Source organism: Micromonospora sp. NPDC005254, from assembly GCF_042872525.1.
GTDB lineage: Bacteria > Actinomycetota > Actinomycetes > Mycobacteriales > Micromonosporaceae > Micromonospora.
The window spans coordinates 103451-121390 of record NZ_JBIAKM010000003.1 but is presented as its reverse complement, the minus strand read 5'-3'; the positions used below and the strand labels follow the sequence as shown (position 1 = coordinate 121390).

The 17940-nt window shown below is 68.0% G+C and carries 19 protein-coding genes; 8 read left to right on the top strand and 11 right to left on the bottom strand.

Annotation, left to right across the window (positions count from 1 at the left end; all coding sequences use genetic code 11):
- Positions 1–8: 8 nt before the first annotated feature.
- Both ACFYPR_RS10275 and ACFYPR_RS10270 read right to left on the bottom strand, forming a co-directional pair.
- Entirely contained in the window at positions 9–923 is a 915-nt protein-coding gene (locus ACFYPR_RS10275; protein WP_354856658.1) for a histone, read from the bottom strand.
- Between the two features lie 82 nt (positions 924–1005).
- Positions 1006–1209 carry a hypothetical protein gene (locus ACFYPR_RS10270; protein ID WP_354856657.1) on the bottom strand — a complete coding sequence of 68 codons (204 nt, stop codon included), beginning with the start codon at positions 1207–1209 and terminating at the stop codon, positions 1006–1008.
- 208 nt (positions 1210–1417) lie between these two features.
- Between ACFYPR_RS10270 and ACFYPR_RS10265 the strand changes: the two genes are divergently transcribed.
- Both ACFYPR_RS10265 and ACFYPR_RS10260 read left to right on the top strand, forming a co-directional pair.
- Positions 1418–2683 (top strand): M48 family metallopeptidase, encoded by a 1266-nt coding sequence (locus ACFYPR_RS10265; protein WP_387259985.1) that lies wholly within the window; start codon positions 1418–1420, stop codon positions 2681–2683.
- Between the two features lie 59 nt (positions 2684–2742).
- Positions 2743–3240 carry an NUDIX domain-containing protein gene (locus tag ACFYPR_RS10260; RefSeq protein WP_387259501.1) on the top strand — a complete coding sequence of 166 codons (498 nt, stop codon included), beginning with the start codon at positions 2743–2745 and terminating at the stop codon, positions 3238–3240.
- 10 nt (positions 3241–3250) lie between these two features.
- On the opposite strand, the gene ACFYPR_RS10255 is transcribed toward ACFYPR_RS10260, so the two are convergent.
- The 4 genes from ACFYPR_RS10255 to ACFYPR_RS10240 all read right to left on the bottom strand — a co-directional run bounded on the left by ACFYPR_RS10255 (position 3251) and on the right by ACFYPR_RS10240 (position 7369).
- Positions 3251–4117, bottom strand: coding sequence for a helix-turn-helix domain-containing protein (locus ACFYPR_RS10255; RefSeq protein ID WP_387259498.1), 867 nt, complete (start codon positions 4115–4117; stop codon positions 3251–3253).
- A 125-nt stretch (positions 4118–4242) separates the two neighbouring features.
- Complete coding sequence (locus ACFYPR_RS10250; RefSeq protein ID WP_387180216.1) at positions 4243–4818, bottom strand: GNAT family N-acetyltransferase; 576 nt, start codon at positions 4816–4818, stop codon at positions 4243–4245.
- Between the two features lie 262 nt (positions 4819–5080).
- Positions 5081–6142: a redoxin family protein gene (locus ACFYPR_RS10245; protein ID WP_387180218.1), complete on the bottom strand. Its 1062-nt coding sequence runs from the start codon at positions 6140–6142 to the stop codon at positions 5081–5083.
- Complete coding sequence (locus ACFYPR_RS10240) at positions 6143–7369, bottom strand: epoxide hydrolase family protein (RefSeq protein WP_355064309.1); 1227 nt, start codon at positions 7367–7369, stop codon at positions 6143–6145.
- Between the two features lie 256 nt (positions 7370–7625).
- On the opposite strand from ACFYPR_RS10240, the gene ACFYPR_RS10235 reads away from it, so the two are divergent.
- Positions 7626–8549: an expansin EXLX1 family cellulose-binding protein gene (locus tag ACFYPR_RS10235; protein WP_387180221.1), complete on the top strand. Its 924-nt coding sequence runs from the start codon at positions 7626–7628 to the stop codon at positions 8547–8549.
- A gap of 114 nt (positions 8550–8663) precedes the next feature.
- Here ACFYPR_RS10235 and ACFYPR_RS10230 read toward each other — a convergent pair whose 3' ends face one another.
- Entirely contained in the window at positions 8664–9074 is a 411-nt protein-coding gene (locus tag ACFYPR_RS10230) for a hypothetical protein (RefSeq protein ID WP_387180224.1), read from the bottom strand.
- A gap of 34 nt (positions 9075–9108) precedes the next feature.
- Between ACFYPR_RS10230 and ACFYPR_RS10225 the strand changes: the two genes are divergently transcribed.
- A complete protein-coding gene (locus ACFYPR_RS10225; protein WP_355064303.1) occupies positions 9109–9510 on the top strand; it encodes a hypothetical protein in 402 nt (133 codons plus the stop codon).
- A gap of 168 nt (positions 9511–9678) precedes the next feature.
- On the top strand, positions 9679–12474 hold the full coding sequence (locus ACFYPR_RS10220; protein ID WP_355064301.1) for a TIM-barrel domain-containing protein: 2796 nt from the start codon (positions 9679–9681) through the stop codon (positions 12472–12474).
- Between the two features lie 68 nt (positions 12475–12542).
- Here the strand turns inward: ACFYPR_RS10220 and ACFYPR_RS10215 are convergent, their stop codons facing one another.
- Entirely contained in the window at positions 12543–12809 is a 267-nt protein-coding gene (locus ACFYPR_RS10215; RefSeq protein WP_355064299.1) for a hypothetical protein, read from the bottom strand.
- Positions 12806–13078: a hypothetical protein gene (locus ACFYPR_RS10210; protein ID WP_355064351.1), complete on the bottom strand. Its 273-nt coding sequence runs from the start codon at positions 13076–13078 to the stop codon at positions 12806–12808. The genes ACFYPR_RS10215 and ACFYPR_RS10210 overlap by 4 nt, the downstream gene beginning before the upstream one ends.
- Positions 13079–13353: 275 nt before the next feature.
- On the opposite strand from ACFYPR_RS10210, the gene ACFYPR_RS10205 reads away from it, so the two are divergent.
- The 3 genes from ACFYPR_RS10205 (at position 13354) to ACFYPR_RS10195 (ending at position 14646) form a co-directional block, all read left to right on the top strand.
- Positions 13354–14160 (top strand): helix-turn-helix transcriptional regulator, encoded by an 807-nt coding sequence (locus ACFYPR_RS10205; protein ID WP_355064297.1) that lies wholly within the window; start codon positions 13354–13356, stop codon positions 14158–14160.
- Positions 14147–14338 (top strand): DUF397 domain-containing protein, encoded by a 192-nt coding sequence (locus ACFYPR_RS10200; protein ID WP_355064295.1) that lies wholly within the window; start codon positions 14147–14149, stop codon positions 14336–14338. The genes ACFYPR_RS10205 and ACFYPR_RS10200 overlap by 14 nt, the downstream gene beginning before the upstream one ends.
- Before the next feature lie 116 nt (positions 14339–14454).
- The gene (locus ACFYPR_RS10195) at positions 14455–14646 is read left to right on the top strand and encodes a DUF397 domain-containing protein (protein WP_355064293.1); all 192 of its coding nucleotides are present in this window, start codon (positions 14455–14457) and stop codon (positions 14644–14646) included.
- A 93-nt stretch (positions 14647–14739) separates the two neighbouring features.
- Here ACFYPR_RS10195 and ACFYPR_RS10190 read toward each other — a convergent pair whose 3' ends face one another.
- Together ACFYPR_RS10190 and ACFYPR_RS10185 are read right to left on the bottom strand one after the other, a co-directional pair.
- Positions 14740–15270, bottom strand: a complete 531-nt coding sequence (locus ACFYPR_RS10190; RefSeq protein ID WP_355064291.1) for a hypothetical protein — start codon at positions 15268–15270, stop codon at positions 14740–14742.
- Between the two features lie 903 nt (positions 15271–16173).
- A complete protein-coding gene (locus ACFYPR_RS10185) occupies positions 16174–17847 on the bottom strand; it encodes a DUF6119 family protein (protein ID WP_355064287.1) in 1674 nt (557 codons plus the stop codon).
- Positions 17848–17940: the final 93 nt, after the last annotated feature.

The following is a 17940-nucleotide window of genomic DNA, read 5'->3' as shown; positions in this document are numbered from 1 at the left end:
GCCTGCGCTCAGCCGGTCGCCTTGCGGGCGGTGCTGCGCGTACCCCGTGGGGTGGTGGCTCGTGCGGCGACCGGGCGGGCGGGTGACTTGCGGGCGGTCACCGTGCGGGCCGGCGCCTTGGCCGCGGTGGTCTTCTTCGCCGGGGCCTTCTTCGCCGCCGCCTTGCGGGCGGTGATCGAGGAGGTGCCGGTCGCCTTCGCGGCCGGCGCCTTCTTCGCCGGGGCGTTGCGGGCGCCGCCGCTCGGGCGGGTGGAAGCGGTCTTCTTCGCCGCCGCCTTCTTGGCGGGCGCCTTCGTCGCCGCCGTCTTCTTCGCCGGGGCCTTCTTGGCGGCCGTCTTCTTCGCCGTGGACGCCTTGGTCGCGACCTTGCGCGCGGGCGCCTTCGCGGCGGCGGTCGTCCTCTTCGCCGCCGACGCCGTGGTCTTCTTCGCGGCGCTGGTCGTCTTCTTCGCCGTACCCGTCGTCCTGCTCGCGGCGGTGGTGCTCTTGCGCGCTGGGGTCCGCTTCGCGGCGGTGGTCGTCTTGCGGGTGGCGGGCGAGGTCCTGGCCGGGGCCTTCTTCGCCGGAGCCTTCTTCGCCGCCGCGCTGGTCCTGGTCGCGGTCTTCTTCGCCGCCGCTGTCTTCTTCGCCGCCGCTGTCTTCTTCGCCGCAGCGGTCTTGGCGGCGGCGGTCGTGGTGGCGGCCGTCTTGGAGGGAGCGGCCTTCTTCGCCGGGGCCTTCTTCGCCGCCGCGGTGGTCTTCTTGGCCGGCGCACGCCCCGCGCCGCCGGCCGCCTTGCGGGCCGGCGCCTTCGCGGCGCCAGTGGTGGACTTGCGCACGGGGGTGGTCCGGCTCGCCGCCGTGTTGCGCTCCGCCGCGGCGGTCTTCTTCGCGGTGGTGCGTCGGGCGGCCGGACGGGTGGTGGCCTGCTGTGCTTCGGCCATCGTGGTTCCCTCCTCGGGGACGTGCTCTCGCGTGCGTCCTCGCGGAGCACGAACTACCGCGACGCGGGCCGTCCCGCGCCGTCTACCTGTCGTCCCCGGCCCAACGGGCGTCCTCGGCCTCCCACGCCTCGTTCCGCTCCTGCACTCGCTGCAGGGCGTTCTCCGCGTCGGCCGCCGAGTTGTACGGGCCGAGGACGTGCTTCGCCGGACACACGTCGGTGTCCGTCTCGACCCGGTGGTGCCGGGTGCACCAGTAGAACTGCCCATTGCGTCCGCTGTCGCTCATGGCAATCACTGTGCACCGCGAACCGGCTGACCGCCACCGGATCACACAAGTCGCCGAACCCTCTCCACAGTAGAGACGCTTACCGCGCTCCGGGCGAAAACACCGAAAGAAGTGCAGGTGGGGGCACTGGGCGCGCGCGAACGCCGGTGACCGAACGGTCGATTCCCGCGTACGGCGATCCGGGGCAGGATTCGTGGCCGTGATCAACATGGCGACCGGCGCGGGGGCGTGCCCGGGATGCGGAACCACCACCGCATCGCTTCGGGACGCGGTGCCGTGGTGCCCCGGCTGTGAGTGGAACCTGGACGCCTACGACCCCCGGCGGCGCGAGCGCGAGTTCGGCTGGACCTGGGTCGACCGGTGGACCCACCGGTTGGCGTTCCAGGCGACCGGGCGGCAGTTCCGGCAGTTGGTTGGCCGCCCGCTCGGTGATGGCGGGTCGAACGGGGCACGGGTGCTGACCGCGGTGGTGTCCCTGCTGCTGGTCGCGGCCGTGCTCGCCCTCGCGGTCGTCGGCGGGTGGCTGATCGTGGCGTTCCCCTTTCCCAACCTGGCGATCGTGCTGGGCGTGGCGATGGTCGGCCTGGCGGTCGCTCTGCGGCCGCGCTTCGGCCGGGTCGACCCGGATCTGGAGGTGCTGTCCCGCGACCGGGCGCCGGAGCTGTTCGGGCTGATCGACGAAGTGGCCGCGGCGATCGGCGCACCAGCGCCGCACGTGGTCGGGGTCGACGGCGACATCAACGCGTACGCGAACGCGGTCGGGGTGCGACGCCGCAGGGTGCTGGGGCTCGGGCTGCCGTTGTGGGGCTCGCTTCCCGCCGGCGAACGGGTGGCGTTGCTCGGGCACGAACTCGGCCACTTCGTCAACGGCGACCCGCGTCGGGGTCTGCTCACCCAACCCGCGTTCACCATGCTCGCGTCGGCCGCCGACCTGTTCCGGCCGGTACGGACCACCATCGGCGCCGGCCTGGTGGAGATGGTGGGTGACGCGCTGGGCCGCGCGTTCCAGTGGGTGGTGTCCCGGGTGCTGTTCGGCGCGCACCTGGTGCTGGTGAGCGTGGCGCTGCGGGACAGCCAGCGCGCCGAGTACCTGGCCGACGACCTGGCCGCCCGCGTCGCCGGCACGACGGCCGCCACCGGCCTGCTCGACGCCCTGCTGGCCGGCGAGTCGATGGCGTTGGCGGTGCGCGTCCAGACGCGGGCGGGGCACGGCCCGGACCGCTGGCGATCGGCGTTCGCCGAGGCCCGGGCGGCGAGCAGCGACCGGCTGCCGCTGCTGCGCCAACTGTCGGTCCGCGACGAAGCCTCGCTCTTCGCCGCCCACCCGCCGATCGGGCTACGCCGCCGGATGCTCGCCGGACGCCCGTGGCAGGATCCGGCGGTGGTGCTCACCCCCGCCCGGATGGAGCGGATCGACGCCGAGCTGGCCGGGGAGTACGCGCGCTTTCGTCGTACCGTCGCCTGGTCGGGCTGAGCGCGGCGCGGCGCTGCCGGGACGGCGGCGGGCGCCCACGCGCGGCCTATGATCGCCCGATGGCGGTACCGGACTACATCGCGGGGATGCGCAAACACGTCGGCCACGACCTGCTGTGGCTGCCCAGCGTCAGCGCGGTGATCCGCAACGACGCCGGCGAGGTGCTGCTCGGCCAGCGCTCCGACGACGGACGGTGGTCGGTGATCAGCGGCTTCGTGGAGCCGGGCGAGCAGCCGGCCACCGCGCTCGTCCGGGAGGTACGGGAGGAGACGGGCCTGGACGTGACGCCGGTACGGCTGTCCAGTGCCGTCTCGCACCCGCACACCTACCCCAACGGGGACCACTGCGAATACCTGAACCTGGGCTTCGTCTGCCGGGTCATGGCCGGCACCGCCCGGGTCAACGACGACGAGTCGCTGGCCGTGCGGTGGTTCCCGCTCGATCGGCTGCCCGAGTTGGACAAGCACGCGCTGCTGGTCCTCGCCTACGCGCTGCGCGAGAACCCGTCAGCCGGCTACCTCCCGCCCGGCACGACCTGGGACGACGTCCCCGCCTGAGCCGCGTCCGTCAGGCCGCGACGCGCTCGACGGGGATCCACAGTTCGGCGTCCGCCGTGGTCCCGTCCGTGGACACCCGGACCCGGGAGATCTCCGGTCCCGGTCGGCTGCGGTACGGGTTGGACGGGAACCACTGGGTGAAGACGTCCCGCCACAGGTACTGCACGGCCTGCGGGAACGCGCCGGAGGTGGTGAACACCGCCCACGTTCCGGCCGCCACCGGCAGCGCGTCCAGGTCGCCCGGCGGCGTGGCGCCGGTGACCGCCCCGTGCCAGTAGTCCAGCTCGCTGCCCTCGGCCCGACCGTCGGCGAGGTTGTCGCTGACGTTGACGATCCCGGCCGGCTCCTGATCGGAGAGCGCCTCGATCCGGGCTGTCGTTCCCGCGTCGATGCTGCGGATGAACGCGACGATCGCCGGGTTCATCCCCTCGTGCACCAGCGGGACGCGGGCCTTGCGCCCCACCAGCGCGAACGCGTCCTTGGTGACGATGCGGTACTCCATGCTGCCACTCCCTTCCACGGTGAGTCGGAAGGACATCCGGGGCTGGGCGCGCAGCGCTGCCCCCGTACGCCGAGCTTCTCCCGGCCCCACGCCGTGCACGGCGTGGAACGCCCGGGCGAACGCCTCGGCCGATCCGTAGCCGTAGCGCACGGCGACGTCGAGCAACGTCCGCTCCCCCGCCAGCACGTCCGCTCCGGCGACGGTGAGCCGACGCCGACGGATGTACTCCGACAGCGGCATGCCGGCCAGCGCGGAGAACAGCCGCCGGAAGTGGTACTCCGACGTCAGCGCGATCCGCGCCAGGTCGGCCACCTCGATCTGCTGGTTGAGGTGCCGCTCGATGTGCGCCATGGCCTCGTTGAGCCGCTCCAGCACCCGGACCTCCTTCCCCTTACGAGCAGCAACGCTAGGAGGCAGGGCAGGTGGCCCACCCGACATCCGATGCCCGCAACGGTCGGGTGGGCGGGGAGGCAGGGCTGGCAGCCGGCGGCGGCCACGGCTCAGCGGGGTGACTGCTGCATGATCCAGGTGGGCCTGGGCTCCGACAGCGACCCCACCACCTCCCAGCCGGCGCGGCGGTACAGCTCGACGTTGGCGGGGTTGCTGGTCTCCAGGATCGCCGGCAGGCCGTCGGCGGCGGCGCGGGCCAGCCCGGCCCGCATCACCGCGCGGCCCCAGCCGCGTCCGGCGCTGTCCGGGTGGGTGCCGAGGACACCGAGATACCAGAACGGGTACGTCGGCAGGGCCGCGTGCACGGCCTCGTCGTAGCCCTGAACGCGGGCCCACACGTCAGCCGGGTATCGAGCTTCCGCCGGCGATCCGTGCCCAGCCGCCGGGGATTCGGCCGGGGGCTCCCAGATGGCGACGGACGCACCCCCGCCGATCGTCCAGATCGACGACCGGTGCACCCGCCTGTCGAAGAGGTTCCCGAAGAAGGTGGCGGCGTAGCGCGGATAGGTCGCCTCGTCGGGGAACAGGTGCCGCAGGATGGGATCCTTGACGAACGCGGCGACCAGCGAGTCGACCACCGCGGAACGGTCTGCTGGCGTGGCGATGGAGATCTCGGGCGCTGTCACAGCAGGCGACACTATCGCGTGCGGACGCCTTGACCCTGACACGGTGGCAGGACGAAGACTTGCCCCATGGGCATCGACAACTACCGACAGCACTCCCCGTACAGCGACCCCGGCGGTTCGACGGCTACGACATCGATCCGACGGCAGGGCTCTTCGACTCGGCGGCGCGGGTCTGGTCGGCGTACCGGTCCGGGGCGATCGATCCCGACTCCTACGGCGTGAGCCCGGAACTGCCGACCCGCGGCCCGTGGTTCATCCATGACTACGTCCTGCACGAGCTGGCCCATCGGCAAAAGGACGAGTTGCTGCTCTGGGACGGCTTCGGCGCGATGACCGACGACCTCGCCGACGCCGACCTCACCCTCGTGGACGAGATCGCCGCGTTACTGCTCGCCGCCGACGACGGCGACGAGGCCGCGGAGAAGACACTCGCCGACCGGTACGCGACGGACGCCCGCCTACGCCCCGGCCCCGAGGTACGCAGGCGGCCGTCCTCCAGGACGCCGTTGCCATCGGCGTCGACGTCGACCCCGTGGGAGGGGCCGGGAGCCTCGCCGTCGAGGAGCACCCGGAACGGGATCGACCGTCCCGCCCCGGGGGTCAGCACGAGATGCGCGTCGCGGGCGTGGAACCGGAAGGCGATGCTGCCGCCGGCTTGATCGACCACGACGTTCTCCGACCCGATCGTCCACTCCCCGGCCAGGGCCCACTGGTTGAGGGCCAGGGCATCGGGGAGGTCGTAGGCGCGGCGTTCGTCGAGCGCGGGGCCGTTCGGCGACGCGAAGTGTTCGCCGCGACTGAACCCGAGGTACGTCTCGGGCGTCCGCAGGTTGCCCCAGTCGGCCTCCGCCTCCGGGCCGAGCCCGTTGACGGGTACGGGGTCGCGCTCGACGCCGAGCAGTTGCTGAAGCCTGCGCTCGGACTGCTCGTAGCGCCCCTCTCCGAAGTGCTCGTCGCGGATGACGCCGTCCGTGTCGACGAAGTACAGCGCTGGCCAGTACTGGTTGTCGAAGGCACGCCAGATCGCGTAGTCGTTGTCGACCGCGACCGGGTAGTCGATCGAGCGCGCCGCGACCGCCCGGCGCACCCAGTCGACCTGATGCTCGAAGGTGAACTCCGGCGTGTGCACCCCGACGACGACGAGGCCGTCGTCGCGGTATGCCTGCGACCAGGCCCGGACGTACGGCTCCTGACGCAGCCAGTTGATGCAGGTCAGCGTCCAGAAGTTCACCAGGACGACGCGACCCCGCAGCTCGGCGGGGCCGAGCGGCTCGGAGTTGAGCCACTCGACCGCCCCGTTCAGCGGGGGCAGGTGCACCGCCATCTAGCGAAGCGACCGGAAGGCGGTGCGAAGCTCTTCGGAGAAGATTTTCGGCTGCTCCCAGGCCGCGAAGTGCCCGCCGACGTCGAGCTTGTTGAAGTAGATGAGGTTCGGGTACGCCTGCTCCGCCCAACTCTGCGGGGCCTCGTACAGCTCGTCGGGGAAGACGCTCACGGCCACCGGGACGTTGACGCCCTTGGCGGCGAAGAAGGAGAGCTTGTTCTCCGCGTACAGGCGGGCCGCCGAGATCGCGGTGTTCGTCAACCAGTAGAGCGAGATGTTGTCCAGGATGTCGTCGCGGGTCAGACCCGCCTGGGCGCCGTCGAAGACCTGCGCGATCAGGGCCAGACTCTTCGCGTCGTGGTCGAGCAGGAACGCCGCCAGGCCGACCGGAGAGTCCGCGAGCCCGGTCAGCGTCTGCGGACGCGTCGCCATCATCAGGGCGTACGCGACGTGCTTCCAGACGTAGTCCAGTTCGGTGGCCGCGCGCATCTCGTCGTCGGACAGACCCGAAGGCAGCGAACCCATGGCGTTGTTCGCGCCGGTGGTGTCGCCCTGGAACAGCAGGTCGATCTCGGGCGGCACCGCGCCGGCCATGTTGGTGTGGATGCCGAGCAGTTCCGGCGGCGCCTGCACGCCCATCTGGTCCACGATGACCGCGCCCCAGTCGCCGCCCTGGGCGACGAACCGCGAGTAGCCGAGGCGCGTCATCAGCTCGGTCCAGGCGGTCGCGATCTTCTGCGGGTTCCAGCCCAGCGCTGTCGGCTTGCCGGAGAAGCCGTGGCCGGGTAGCGACGGGATCACCACGTGGAAGGCGTCCGACGCGCTGCCGCCGTGTGCGGTGGGGTCGGTGAGCGGCTCGATGATCTTCAACTGCTCGATCACCGAACCGGGCCACCCGTGCGTGATGATGAGCGGAAGGGCGTCCTCGTGCTTCGAGCGCACGTGGATGAAGTGAATGTCCACCCCGTCGATGGTGGTCATGAACTGCGGTAGGGCGTTCAGCCGTGATTCGACCTTGCGCCAGTCGTACTCATTTTCCCAGTAACGGGCGAGGGCCTGGATCGTCGCGAGTGGCACGCCCTGCGACTGGTCGTCGACGATTTCCTTTTCCGGCCAACGGGTGGCCGCGATCCGTCGTTTCATGTCGTCCAGGTCCGCTTGCGGGATTTCCACCTGGACCGGGCGAATCTCCGTGGTGCCGGGACGTGTCTTCGTCTTGACCGCCATGCGTGCTTCCTCCCTGTCTGAGTTCGCGCCTCGCGAGGGGAATCATCGGGTGAGGGCATTGCCCGGACTTGTGCGCCAATGTCGAGAAGGGCACGCCACCGCCATATCTCGGAGCCTAGAACGCCGCACGCAGGCGCCGTGGCCATACGAGAAGTCACGGCGGACGCAACGGACTGCGCACCCGCCGGTTCCGGGGCGTGACGGTCCGCTCGACGGCTTTGCGCTGCCGTGGCACGGTGCGGCAACATCAGCCGCCGTGACGGCAGCACCAAGCACGGATCCGGAGAACGCCAACCCGGCCGGCGACAACCTCACGCCCCGGCTGAATCGGCGGGTCAGGCACTGGTTGGCCGGTACCGGGATCGCCGCCCTGGCCGCCGTACTCGGCATAACGCTCGCCGTACGCGGCGGCGCCGCCCCGGCCTGCGCCGCGCCGCCCGCGGGCAACACCGTCCACAAGGGAACTGCGAGCTTCTACGACGCGGGCCGCTCAGGCGGCACCTGCTCCTTCCCGGGCCCTCCCGCGGACCGGCTCTACGTGGCCCTCGGCGCCTCGCAGTACGCCGGGGCGGCGGCCTGCGGCAGCTACCTGGACGTCAGCGGCCCGAAGGGCACTGTCCGGGTGATGGTCATGGACCAGTGCGTCGGGTGCGGACCCAGCAAGATCGACCTCTCCGACGAGGCGTTCGCCCGGATCGCCGACCGGGCGCAGGGCATCGCGCAGGTGACGTACCGGGCGGTGGTGGACCCACCGCTCGACGGCGGCCTCACCTTCCGGATGAAGGGCGGCGCGTCGCAGTGGTGGTTCGCCGTGCAGGTCGGCAACCACGGCAACCCGCTGCGCTCGGTCGAGGCGCAGGGGTCGAGCGGGGGCTTTCGCAAGGCGGCCCGCCAGGTCGACAACTACTGGACCATCGAGGACGGGATCGGTCCCGGGCCGTACACCATCAGGGTCACCGACGTGTACGGCCACCAGACGACCGCCACCGGCATCAAGATGGTCACGAAGCAGGTCCAACGCAGCACGGCCTCCCTCGTCACGTCGACGCCGAGCAGTTCACCGTCGGCCTCGCCGAGCCCCACCATCGCGCCCTCGCCGACCCCGGCGGAGCCGACCGCACCACCGGCGACAGTCGAAGCCATCGCCGGCGCAGCCCCACTCGACCGCCCCCGCTGCTGACCAGGCGAACGAGAAGGGCGACGCTGGCCCGCAGAGAGGGATACGTGTTCCGGGTCAGCGTGAAATTGCTGCACTGCCTTGGCCTGCGCTGGAAAACCTCCGAACGTCGGACCGCTAGGGCATGCCCGCGTAGCGGAGGGGCAGCGGAGGTCGCGGCCGGCGCCAGACGACGTAGGCCATGATGACGGCGGCGGTCAGAATCACCACCGCGATGATGAAGATGTACCAAGGCGACCGGTCGCCGACCTCGCGCACTCCTAGACAGGGGTGGGTCTCGCCGTAGGTGACGCGGATACGCTCGCCGATGGTCACGGCTCGGTTCGCAGCGACCGACGAGCGAAAGCTCGCCTCACACACCTCGCCACGCTCGGTGCTGAACTGAACCGTCAGGATGGTTCGCGTCCCGCGCCCCTCGACGTCCAGCACCTCGGCCGATGTCTCCGATCCCCGCTGCTCGCCTGCGAGCGACCAGGCGACAAGCGCCACGCCCGTCATCGCGAAGGCGAGATAGAACGCCGAGAACACTCGTAGAAAAGTTCGGCTCGGCCGTCGACGGGGCATGGTCGGCACTTTAGAAGGGCCCAGCAACGCAGCCGGACGGGCGGCGCCGCTCACCCATGAGGTCGACCTGGCAGAGGCCGATGGGTTCGAGCCTCGCGAGAACCTGGTACGCGCGCCGTACCGGAGCGAGGTGCGTCTCCGGCTGGCGGACGGTCAACTCCGGGTTGAACTGCTGGCGTCGGCCTGGGGTATGCCGCGCCGTCACCGCCGGCCGCCCGCAGTGCGGCTCGCACACGGCGAATGGCTGCGCTGGCAGATCAACTACCGTTTCACCGGGATGAATGGTGGCACGTGGCTGTACCGGCTGGACACCCTCAACCTGGCGCACGGTGCGGTTCCGGTCGACACCTTCCTCGGCGATCCGCCTCGATCCATCGACGAACGCGGACACATCTGGTAGCTACCCGCGTGGACGCGGTGCTGCGTGAACTCGCCGAGCTGCTTTGGGGCACGCCGAAGGCCCACGAAAGAGAGAAGAGACACTCTCTGACGCCCGTTGACAGGTGTTTCAGGCGAGTGACAGCGTTGTCATCGACTCATTTCCTCCATATGAGACGAGGAGCGCACCTTGCTCTATCGGAACTCACCGCGCCGGCGTGCGACAGCAGCCGCCGCAGTCGGCATCCTCATCACGGGACTGGCGCTCGCTCCGGCCGGGCCGGCCCAGGCCAGCTCCAACAAGGACCAAGACGCAGCCGTACGGTCGGGCAACGCACGTTTCGAGGTGCTGTCCCCGACCCTGATCCGCACCGAGTACCAGAAGGACGGCAGGTTCACCGACGCCGCCACGTTCAACGCCATCGGGCGCGATGACTTCCCCCGTACGCGTTTCACGAAGCACGTCGAGCACGGCTGGCTCACCATCGACACCGGCGCGATGACGCTGCGGTACCAGGTCGGCTCGGGCGCGTTCACCGCCGACAACCTGACGGTGCGGCTCAAGACCGGCAAGCAACTCGTGCAGGGCCAGCCCTGGGCCGGCCACACTGCTCCGGCGTGCGCGTTCGGCGCGCTCTGCGAGGCCGAATCACTACAGCTGAGCGGTCCCGGCGTGGCCACCGACCACCGGGGGTACACCGGGCGCGGCTTCGCGGCCGGTTTCGCCTCGTCCGGCGACTCGGTCACGTTCGCGCTCGACGCGCCGGCCGGCGGCACGAAGCAGCTCGCCGTCCGCTACGCCAACAGCACCGGCGGCGACGGCCAGAACGTGACCCGCACCCTGACGGTTCTCATCGACGGCGACGCCGGCCGTTCGCTGACGCTGCCGCCCACCGCAAACTGGGACACCTGGGGCCTGGCCACCGTGCCGGTCGACCTCGCCGCCGGCCGGCACGAGATCAGCGTCGTGCGGGGCCCCAACGACTCCGGCAATGTGAACATCGACAGCCTCGCGGTGGTCAACCCGGGTGATCCGTTCCCGGCGCCGGCCGCGCCCGAGCCGCAGTCCCTGCGATTCGGCACGCTGGGTGAGGCCGAGACCGGCGCGCTGACCGGCGGCGCGAAGCCCGCGAACGACCACAACGGCGCTTCCGGTACGGGGTTCCTGGCCGGCCTGGAGAGCACCACGTCGGCAGTCGCGCTCACCGTGACGGATGTCCCGGCCCCGGGTGACTACCAGGTGCAGATCCGCTACGCCAACGGCCAGGCCGGTGCCCAGCCGAGCCAGGCGCGCACCATGTCGGTCACGGCCGGAACGGCGGCGCCGGTCACGGCGACCCTTGCGCCGACCAGCGGGTGGGACTACTGGAACACCGTTTCCGTCCCGGTCCACCTCGACCGTGGCACCAACACGGTGACGCTGGGGTGCCCCACGGACGCCAGTTGCAACGTCAACGTCGACACGGTCGCCGTCACGAGCAAGGACTCCCCGCTGCTCGCCCCGCACGCGCCGCTCGGCGGCTACCGCCGGGGTCTGGACGGCGTGACCGGTGCCGCGCTCACCGCCCCCGGCCTGCTCTACCAGGACGGCTGGTACCTGCTCGACGACTCCGCCTCGGCCCTGCGCACCACCAAGCCCCGGCCCGCCTCGGAGCAGGACGGCTACGTCTTCGCGTACGGGCAGGACTTCACCCGTGGCCTCAAGGACCTGTCCACCCTGACCGGGCCCACGAAGCTGCTGCCCAAGTGGGCGTACGGGGTGTGGTACTCCGAGTACTACGACCGCACCGCCAGCGAATTCCAGGACCTGGTGGCCCGGGCCAGGGCTGAGGGCGTACCCATGGATGTTCTTGTCCTTGACACCGACATCAAGGCGCCGGACAAGTGGAACGGCTGGAGCATCGACCCCACTCGGATTCCTGACCCGAAGGCGTTCTTCGACTGGGCCCGCAAGCAGGGCCTGCACACCGGCATCAACATCCACCCCAGCATCCTCGGCTCGGACCCGAAGTTCGCCCAGGCGCAGGCCACCGCGAAGGGCAAGCTCCAGCGCGTCGGCTGCAACGGCGGGCCCGACTGCTACGCGTTCGACTTCGGCGACCCGGACCAGCTCAAGGCATATATGCAGCTGCACGACGGGATGATCCCGAAGGGCACCAAGGGCCCGGACCTCTGGTGGCTGGACTGGTGCTGCGACAACACGAAGTCCTCCCTCGCCGGGGTGACGGCGGACGCGTGGATCAACCAGCAGTACGCCGACAAGACCGGCTTCGCGTTCTCCCGGGCGTACGGCTCGTTGCAGGCCGGCGGCTACGGCAGCCCGACCCCGGTGGCGACCGGCCCGTGGGCCGACAAGCGCACCACGCTGCACTTCACCGGCGACACCACCTCCGACTGGTCGACCCTGCAGATGGAGGTCGGCTACACGCCGGGCGAGTCGGCAGCGACCGGACTGGCCGCGGTCAGCCACGACATCGGCGGGCACACCGGCGGCCTCCAGGAGCCGGGCAGCGAACCGGGCAGCACCAAGCTGCCCGACGACCTGTACGCCCGGTGGGTGCAGTTCGGCACGTTCCAGCCGATCGACCGGCTGCACTCCAACCACAGCGACCGGCTGCCCTGGCAGTACGGCCCGGCGGCGAACGCGTCGGCCAAGAAGTTCCTCAACCTGCGTAAGGAACTGCAGCCGTACACCTACGCCGCCGCGAAGGAGGCCACCCGCACGGGTACGCCAATCGTCCGCTCCATGTACCTGGCGTACCCGAATGAGCAGGCCGCGTACGCCACCGCCGGTTCCGAGTACCTCTACGGGCCGGACTACCTGGTGGCACCCGTGACGACGCCCGGCAGCACCGCCACCACCTCGGTGTGGTTCCCGCCAGGCAACAGCTGGACCGACATCTTCACCGGGAAGACGTACCGGGGCGGCACCACGCAGAACATCACCACCACGCTGGACACCATGCCGGTGTTCAAGAAGCAGTGAACTTTTAGAGATCCGGACGGCCGGGTGGGGGCAACCCCGCCCGGCCGGTTCGTTTGATTGGGCTGGATTCAGTGTCGGCGGGGTCGGCGGGCCAGCGACAGCCAGCCGAGGAAGCGGGCGTGCAGCGTGGGCAGGTCCGGGCGCAACCCCAGGTTGTACGCGTCGTCGATGGCGTCGTGCATCGACGCGGCCAGGTAGAACGCCAGAGCAATGGAGTGACCGTAGAACTCGTTGGCGAGGGCGAGTTGGGCCGGGGCGCACGGCCAGGGCGCGGCGCAGTTGCGGCACAGCCACGCCGGACGCATCGGCAGGTGCGGGCGAGGGCGGACGGTCATCCGACCCGCACCGGCTGCCGGGTCGCTCCGCGTTTGACGGGCTTGATTGGTACGGCGGGCAGGGGTTGCAGCCGTACGCCCGCGCGCATCACGTACAACTCGCGCCGCGCGACCGCGTCGCCCGCCGCGTTCAGCTCGTAGCCTTCAATCCAGACCCACCCGTCGTACGTGTGCCGCTCGGGCAACTCGCGGATAACGCGTACGAAGATCGGGCGTAGGAACTGCACGCTCGCCGCGGTGGTCAGGTGGATTACGTCGCCAGCCTTCATCTTCCCGAACTTCTCGGACTTGTCGTCGGGCACGGTCTTCCCCTGGGTGCTGTTGGGAAGGGGCCGCTCCCGTGAGTGCTCGCCCGTCGGGAGCGGCCCCGTTACGCACGCGACCACCGGATCTCGTGGGCCTGCCAGCCGCGCCGCCTGGTGACACTCTGCTGTGAAGGCCACTACGCTCGGAAGGTGTTCCAGGTGTCCGGGCCGGAGCTGGCAGAACAGGCTCCAGGCGTGTGGCACCTCGGGTAGTCGATCTCCGATTTGAGGAGCGTTGAATGGCTGACGTGCCGAGTCCTCTCGCGGACTTCATCGTGAGCGAGATCCGCCGTGCTCGTGGAGCGTCCGGGATGACGCAGGAGTCGTTCGGCCGGGCGGCGGGCTTCAGCGCTTCGCATGTCAGCGCCGTGGAGAGCGGCACCCGAGCGCTGACGATGGACTTCATTCGGGGAGCGGACCGCGCCTTCAACAACGACGGGCTGTTCGGACGCCTGGTGGTGAAACTCGGCGCGCCGTCGTGGTTTCTGCCGTGGCTGGACGCCGAGCGCGGCGCTCGGCAGCTTCGTCTCTTCGAGCCGCTACTGATCCCGGGCCTGCTTCAGACCGAGAACTACGCCCATGTCGTGATGCGCTTGAACGACCTCATGTCGGCCACCGAGGTCGACCAGCAGGTAAGCGCCCGCATGAGTCGACACAAGATCCTCACCGGCGACAGCCCACCGCAGGTGGTGGCTGTGCTGGACGAATCCACGCTCCGCCGCGCGGGCGACGAACACGCCGGCATCATGGCCGAACAGGTCGCCCACCTCATCACCGTCGCCCAGCTGCCGCACGTTCACATCCACGTGATCCCGGCAAGCGCCGGCCTCCACATTGGGCTGTCCGGGCCGTTCGCGCTGGCGCGGGCTGGCGACGGGTCCTGGGTCGGGCACCTCGAAAATCAGCTGGGCGGGATCGTGGTCGACAACGAAGATGGGCTACATACTCTTCATGCGAGGTGGGAGAACGTTCGGAACGAAGCACTCCCGCGCCGACAGTCCGACGAGCTGATGAAGGAAGTGCACGGCCACCATGGACCTCACTAACGCCATCTGGCGCAAGTCCCGGCGCAGCGGATCGTCGGGGGGCAACTGCGTCGAAGTTGCTGACAACCTGCCCGGCGTCATCGGTGTCCGAGACAGCAAGGATCCTGCGGGCCCGATCCTGGCCTTCGCCCCGGCAGCCTGGCGGGCGTTCGTCGCCCAGGTCGCCGGGCGGCCGTAACTATAGTCAGGCGCGCGAGCCCTTTGCGCCGGATCAATGCGCCGCGTTCGACCATGGCTCAAATCGCCGCGCTACCGCGCCGTTAGTCCACCTGCTGAAGGAAGTTGAGAGCCATCATGGACCTCAGTAACGCCCGGTGGCGCAAGTCCACCCGCAGCGGCGCGAGCGGCGGCAACTGCGTCGAGGTGGCGCGCAACCTGCCCGGTGTCGTGGCGGTACGCGACTCGAAAGACGCTGCCGGTCCGGCACTGACCTTCACCCCGGCAGCCTGGGCCAGGTTCGTCGCCCAGGTCGCTGGGCGGCCGTAGCGCCGCGACGCACTACGGCCTCACCCGGCGCATCGGGGAGTCCACAAACCGGGCGGGTTCCCCACATACACAACTGCGGCCCACTACCGCTGATCAGCATGCGTCCTTTCCGAGACTCGCGAACTCATCGACAGATACGCTTCTCTGCACCTCGCCGTTGCCCACAATTTCGGTGATCAGAACCGATCCGGGCCGCATGTCTTCCAATTCAGTAAGCCGGAAGGTCACCGAACGCGAGGTGAAGCTGCTGTCGCTGGCGACACCGAACAGCTGGAAGGCCGCGTTCGGGCTGGGGGCCGGGTCACGTGGGAAGCCCTCCAGACGCACCGTCGTCGGCGAGGTCGCCGCACGCGGTACGGCGTACCGTCGTCCCGGCCAGTAGGGCCAGCTCGTGGAAGTCGCCACGGCGGACGGGGATGGCGAGATCGACGCCCGTTCGGCAAAGAACATAACAACGTCTGGCGGACGGTCCGCGCACCAGGACAAAACCGCAACGGGCTGCCCATCGGCATCCACGCCCACGCCGGTAACGCCTTTGATCTCAGGCGTGCAAGCGGTCAACCCGGCCAGCACGAGAATGGCAGCCGCCAGCAAGACACTGAGCCGCCGCGCCTTCAGCAGCATTTGAACGGCCATGCCCGACGGTCGCAGCGCCGCGTCAACCTGCGACCCCAACTCCGTCACAGACTGATGACGATTAGTGACCCCCGGTCTGTAGCCCGAACAGGTTGTCGAGCACCTTCCTCTGCCACCTCGACAGAACTGCCGAGGTGGCAGCTGAGAGCCTGGAGCTGACGCACCACCCGTCGTCAGTCCTCGTCGAGGAGGCCTCTGTCCCGGTCCCAGAGCAGCCCTTGATGACCGTGGCCGCCGCCTGGCGCTCGTCGCAGGCCCTCAAGCGCCTCAACCAGCGGTGAACCATGCTGACTCCTCAGCGGCAGCCAGAGCCCTCGTTCCCCGTCCTGATGGCTGGCTACGTCATCGACTTCCATCACCGGTCAGTCTGCTCGAAGTGCTCTGACGACGGATGCCCGCGACTGACGGCGGCCGGCGAGACCCTACGCGCCTGGAGGTACCGGAAGAGCCGACGTGAAGGCCGGTGACGTGTTGTATCTGACCACTTCAGCAAGCCCACAGTTCGCACAACCGATCCTCTGCCGCCTGATTAAAATCCGCAGGGATCTCCACACTTATGACGGGTGGGTGTGGCTTGACGGGCTACCAACTGCACCAAGAAGGCGAAGCTATAGCCCGCAGGGAGTTGTTTGCTCTTAGAAAGGGCGTGCAGATACTGCCATTGGACAACGAAAAGCCCCACCAATAGCAGTTTGAAGCCCTCAAGGCACCGGGAGATGGACCAACCTGAACTGTACTCGCCGGCCCTCCGCCTCAACTCCCATCCAGGCCGCTAGGAGCACACACCGGATCTTCGCGCCTAACGTGCCGCCGCGCCGCTCGACCCGATTGCGATCCACCACCGCTGGCTTCGAAGATGAGCAAATTCCAACCATCGAGCTATTTGCGCCCCTAAAAGAGCCGCGGTCTTTCGCTGCGATCGTCACCACGACGTATCACCCTGTCTTTACCTGCACTCCGACGGGTGGATGGGACCACCCCAGGCTTAACAAGATCGATCTTCGCTAGCGCGACACCCAGTCCAGCGCCACGGATAGCACGCTCAGCAAGGTCAAGATTGACCTTGCTGAAAAAGAACAGTGAATCCGCAAGCTTTCCAGGCTTGTCAGTAGCTATTGCAAAAACAATCTTCCAGTCCCCCAAGGCTCCCACCCTGGCAGCCTGAGCCATTTTGTTGAAGTGTTGTAGAACAGCGCTCTGATACTGCCTACTGTCACTAAAGAGTCGAGCCGAAACCGCACCCTGCGCAAAAAGGTGAGAAAGCGTAGGCGAGGACTCTTTCATTTTCTTCACACAAATCAGCTCCTTGCGACGCGTCAGCAGATCGCAAATTTCTACTTTTAGATTCCTTCCTCCTTTGCTGTAGAAAAGGGACTGATCCAAAACCACGTGGTCGATGTTACTACCCAACGCCTCGAGATTGTAATCGCCTTCATCTTCCGCTCCAGCAAACCAGGAGCGCAGCGACAATTCTTCAGTCAGGTCAGGAATTCGCCGGATCCGTTCCTGCAGGCCCGCAAGGTGGTCTCTATCGATGCGATACCATGCGCCAGCGCATGGCGCATAAATCCCCTCGCCTAGCTCCACCTCTGCCACAACGTAGGGCATGAGCGAGGTCTTAACAGGCTTCTCGACGCCCTCGTAAAAGGCATGAACTTGAACTGATGCCATCGGATCGGGGATGTCCCATTGAGAAACGGCCCCCAAGACGGCATCCTTGTTTATCTCACCTTGAACTTGGTAAGACTTGCGACCCCATTTAAGAAGAACACGATCAGGCCTGGCCAGCCGATCCGAGTCGGGATTCATAAATTCGATGTCCTCGCCACCCGACAGGATCTTCTTATCCAACTCCGCTTTAAGTTTCAAGTGGAGTTCGCCTCTTGTGCGGGGAACGCGAGTAAAGTAATCCAAGAACGGAAACTTCTCTTTGTACTCCCGCGAATCATACGCCGCGATTACTTCATCAAGCTTCTCCGGCAACGATCTATAACTAAAGGACTTCATCGTGAGCCGTAGGGAATCACCCCCCGCCACACCCGTGCCAAGCTCTTCTGGTGGCTTTCCTTCTAAGTATCGAACGAGATCAGCGGTGGGTTCGATGCCAAGCTTGTGCAGAGAGCCAGCCGACGGCATCGAGATAACTTGACTTCGTCCCGAGCCGACGATCGCCCGTGTATCTACACCCCTCAGCGCTTCAGGGTCAACTACATTCGCCGCCACCCTCAGGCCAAATCCAGCCTCAATCGAACTTGAATCAACCGCGTGACGACCTGTGCCGTAGACGAGCAGGAAGCGGTGGCCGCTTCGCTCTATTCGGACTACCGCCCCTGTGCTCTGATTCTTGAGCCCAATTATTTCCTCTGCAGTCTGGTCGAGCGCCAAAAGCATCAAGTCTTTCTGCCATTTGGGTACATTAACCTTGGCAGTCTTAACGTACAGGCCGATCTCTAGGCCAACTATCTCCTTGACGGGGACTGGCTTATATTCCTCGTCGACCACAGCCCTGAGACCCCAATCACCCTCGTCGAGATCATCGCGAAGCTTGAATAGGACTAGATCCACTTCCCCTCCCAACGACAAGGAATAGGCCAGGCTAACGGACCAGTCGTAGTCGGTGAAGGATGCGATCGCCCTTCAGTCGGATTAATGACGGCG

Excerpts from the sequence above, each read along its gene's own strand:
- ACFYPR_RS10275 (WP_354856658.1), bottom strand. The coding sequence starts at position 923 with ATGGCCGAAGCACAGCAGGCCACCACCCGTCCGGCCGCCCGACGCACC.
- ACFYPR_RS10270 (WP_354856657.1), bottom strand. The coding sequence starts at position 1,209 with ATGAGCGACAGCGGACGCAATGGGCAGTTCTACTGGTGCACCCGGCAC.
- ACFYPR_RS10265 (WP_387259985.1), top strand. The coding sequence starts at position 1,418 with ATGGCGACCGGCGCGGGGGCGTGCCCGGGATGCGGAACCACCACCGCA.
- ACFYPR_RS10260 (WP_387259501.1), top strand. The coding sequence starts at position 2,743 with ATGGCGGTACCGGACTACATCGCGGGGATGCGCAAACACGTCGGCCAC.
- ACFYPR_RS10245 (WP_387180218.1), bottom strand. The coding sequence starts at position 6,142 with ATGGCGGTGCACCTGCCCCCGCTGAACGGGGCGGTCGAGTGGCTCAAC.
- ACFYPR_RS10240 (WP_355064309.1), bottom strand. The coding sequence starts at position 7,369 with ATGGCGGTCAAGACGAAGACACGTCCCGGCACCACGGAGATTCGCCCG.
- ACFYPR_RS10225 (WP_355064303.1), top strand. The coding sequence starts at position 9,109 with ATGGTCGGCACTTTAGAAGGGCCCAGCAACGCAGCCGGACGGGCGGCG.
- ACFYPR_RS10215 (WP_355064299.1), bottom strand. The coding sequence starts at position 12,809 with ATGACCGTCCGCCCTCGCCCGCACCTGCCGATGCGTCCGGCGTGGCTG.
- ACFYPR_RS10210 (WP_355064351.1), bottom strand. The coding sequence starts at position 13,078 with ATGAAGGCTGGCGACGTAATCCACCTGACCACCGCGGCGAGCGTGCAG.
- ACFYPR_RS10205 (WP_355064297.1), top strand. The coding sequence starts at position 13,354 with ATGGCTGACGTGCCGAGTCCTCTCGCGGACTTCATCGTGAGCGAGATC.
- ACFYPR_RS10200 (WP_355064295.1), top strand. The coding sequence starts at position 14,147 with ATGGACCTCACTAACGCCATCTGGCGCAAGTCCCGGCGCAGCGGATCG.
- ACFYPR_RS10195 (WP_355064293.1), top strand. The coding sequence starts at position 14,455 with ATGGACCTCAGTAACGCCCGGTGGCGCAAGTCCACCCGCAGCGGCGCG.
- ACFYPR_RS10190 (WP_355064291.1), bottom strand. The coding sequence starts at position 15,270 with ATGCTGCTGAAGGCGCGGCGGCTCAGTGTCTTGCTGGCGGCTGCCATT.